2 protein-coding genes and 1 pseudogene are annotated in these 3014 nt (G+C 71.8%); all 3 read left to right on the forward strand.

The window, feature by feature from the left end:
- Positions 1 to 403: LytR C-terminal domain-containing protein (locus H0H10_RS01575; protein ID WP_188178961.1), on the forward strand; the 403-nt coding region annotated here is incomplete at its 5' end.
- 129 nt (positions 404 to 532) lie between these two features.
- The gene (locus tag H0H10_RS01580; RefSeq protein WP_188178962.1) at positions 533 to 2254 is read left to right on the forward strand and encodes an LCP family protein; all 1722 of its coding nucleotides are present in this window, start codon (positions 533 to 535) and stop codon (positions 2252 to 2254) included.
- Positions 2255 to 2473: 219 nt separating this feature from the next.
- Positions 2474 to 3014, forward strand: a pseudogene (locus tag H0H10_RS01585) (LCP family protein); the annotation flags it as partial.

Here is a 3014-nt window from a genome sequence, read left to right on the forward strand (position 1 = left end):
CCTCAAGGGCGAGAAGTCCGAGCCCGGCGAGGTCCGCGTCCGCATCCTCAACGGCGGCGCCCCCGACGGCAGCGCCCAGAAGGAACTCCTCTACCTCCAGACCGAGGCCGGCGTCACCAAGTCCGAGAACGCCGGTGACGCCCCCGCGGAGATAGCGAAGACGACCCTGGAGTACGCCCCCGATCAGGCCGACCAGGCCCGCCGCCTCGCCGACATCCTCGGCCTGTCCGGCTCGGCCATGAAGCCCGGCGAGAGCGTCACCAACGCCCAGGGACTGCCCACCATGACCCTCACCCTCGGCAAGGACTTCAAGGGCGCCGGGGTCAAGCTGAACGCCTCGTCGGGCCAGACTCCGGAGGGGGTCCAGAAGTCCACGGCGGACAAGGTCGCGTGCGCCAAGTGACCTGAGAGGCCGGGCCGTTCGCAATCCGTCGGCCCGGTCGTACAGCCAACGGGGGCCTCCAGACGTCCAACTGTGCGAACAGGACGCGTGCTGGGGCACGTTCGCGGGCGCAGGGGTGGGGAGAGGGTCATGACGCAGAGCAGTGTGCACGGGGAGGGGACACGTTCGGGTGCCGCCCGGCGCGCCCGGGGCGCGGGCGGCGGCGCACCGGACGAGGACGGCCCCGGCACAGGCGGCGGACGCGGCGCGGGACACGGGAACGGCAGGCGGTCCGGCCGGCGCCGCTCCGGACGGCGGCACCGTGCGCTCAGGTGGTCCGCGACGACCCTGGCGGTGCTGATACTCGGCACGGCCGGCGCCGGATACCTCTACTACCAGCACCTGAACGGCAACATAGAGAAGGGCGAGCGCAGCAGCGGCGACTCCAAGGCGCGCCGGACCGAGCCGAACGCGGCCGGTCAGACGCCCCTGAACATCCTGCTGATCGGCTCCGACAGCCGTAACTCCGACGAGAACGTGAAACTGGGCGGCAGCAGGGCCAACCGCGGCAATCCCCCGCTGGGTGACGTGCAGATGCTCATCCACCTGGCCGCGGACCGAAAGAGCGCCGCCGTGGTGAGCATTCCCCGCGACACCCGGGTCGACATCCCCGAGTGCACCGACCCGGACTCCGGCAGGACGTACCCGGCGACCAACGACATCATCAACGTGTCGCTGGCCCGCGGCGGCGCCGGCTGCACCCTGGCCACCTGGCAGAACCTCACCGGCGTCTACATCGACCACTGGATGACCATCGACTTCGCGGGCGTGGTGCAGATGGCGGACGCCGTCGGCGGGGTCGAGGTCTGCGTGAACCAGAACGTGTGGGACCGTCCGCTGCCCGGTGTGCCCGGCGGCTCGGGCCTGAAGATGGAGGCCGGCCGCAAGAAGGTCAAGGGTGAGCAGGCGCTGCAGTGGCTGCGCACCCGGCATGCCTGGGGCAGCGACCTGCTGCGGGCCCGGGCGCAGCACATGTACATGAACTCGATGATCCGCACGCTGAAGCAGCAGAGCGTCTTCACCGACACCGGCCGGCTGATGGACCTTGCGGAGGCGGCCACCAAGTCCCTGACGGTCTCCGAGGAGATCGGCTCGGTGAAGAAGCTCTACGACCTGGGCATGCAGCTCAAGACGGTCCCGACGGACCGCATCACCATGACGACGCTGCCCACCGACGAGGACCCCCAGGACCGCAACCACCTGGTCCCGGCCGCCGACGCCGAGAAGGTCTGGGCGATGGTCCGCGACGACGTGTCCTTCGACGCCAAGGGCGGCGACGGCAAGGGCAGCGCCGCCAAGGACGGCGACGCCAAGGACAGGGGCGGCAGCGGGGCCGAGGGCGGCGCCCCGTCCTCGGCAGGCGGCTCCCCGGAGTCCCCGGGCGACTCCGCCGCGTCCGACGCCGAGATCGGCGTCCTGGTGCAGAACGCCACCCGGTCGGCGACCCTCGGCCCGGTCGACGGCCGTGCGAACGCGGTCGCCGAGGAGCTCGCCCGGCAGGGCTTCACCAGGGCGGCGCCGGACACCTCCGCGGCGGTCTCCGAGGAGCGGACCGCCGTCCGCTACCCGAGCGCCGAACTGGAGGCCGACGCCCGGCGGGTCGCCGAGGCGCTGGGCATTCCGTCGAGTTCGGTGAAGCGGTCGACCGAGGTCTCCGGTGTCACGGTGGTGGTCGGCGCGGACTGGCGCGAGGGCGCGGCGTATCCGGAGCAGAAGAAGCCGGAAGCCGGGGACCTGCCCGAGGACGCCGACGCCCTCAACGGCTCGGACACCAGCAAGTGCATGGACGTGTACAAGCCCTACCGCTGGTAGACCCTCCCGTCGGCGGACGTTCGGAAAATGCGACGGATTGCCCTGTTGTAGGGACGTCGAATTTGTCACCGGCGTCGTTCGACGCTGAACTTGGCGGATAGTGTGAGCGCTCCAGTGCCCCCGCCGCGAGGTCCGCCCTGGTGCCGTGCACTCGTAAACCCTGACCGTGCGCCTTCCGGAGAAGGCGCCGCGTGGCCCCGACGGAGGATTCGGACGACCGTGGACGCGCAAGGCCGTGGGCGGGCGGACAACATCGACCCCGCAGACCAGTGGGTACTCAACCCCCGCACCGGTGAATACGAACTGCGACTGTCGTCTTCCGCTCCGCAGCCGGCGCCTCCCTCCGCACCGCAGCCGGCCGTCCCCTCCCCCCGCTCCGGCACCCGCGGCGCAGGCGACACCGCCGGCGGCGGCCGGGCCCGCGGCCGCACCAGCCCCGCGCCGGGCCGTGAGGTCCCGCCCCAGCGGCGCCGCCGTGCGGCCCCCGAGGAGCCGCCGCCCGGTCGGCGCGGACGCCGGCCGGCGAAGGGCGGGTCCAAGGGCAAGAAGGTCCTGATGTGGACCGGCGGCACGACGGCGTTCGTCGTCCTCACCGCCGGCGTGGGCGGCTACCTCTACCTCAAGCACCTGGAGGGCAACGTCTCGACGACGGACGTCGGCGACGCGGGCAGCAGCAGCTTCAGCAAGGACGAGGCCTTCAACATCCTCGTCATCGGCACCGACAAGCGCACCGGCGCGGGCAACGAGGGCTACGGCGACA

Origin of the sequence: Streptomyces griseicoloratus, assembly GCF_014534645.1 — a bacterium.
GTDB classification, from domain to species: Bacteria; Actinomycetota; Actinomycetes; order Streptomycetales; family Streptomycetaceae; genus Streptomyces; species Streptomyces griseicoloratus.

Excerpts from the sequence above, each read along its gene's own strand:
- H0H10_RS01580 (WP_188178962.1), top strand. The coding sequence starts at position 533 with ATGACGCAGAGCAGTGTGCACGGGGAGGGGACACGTTCGGGTGCCGCC.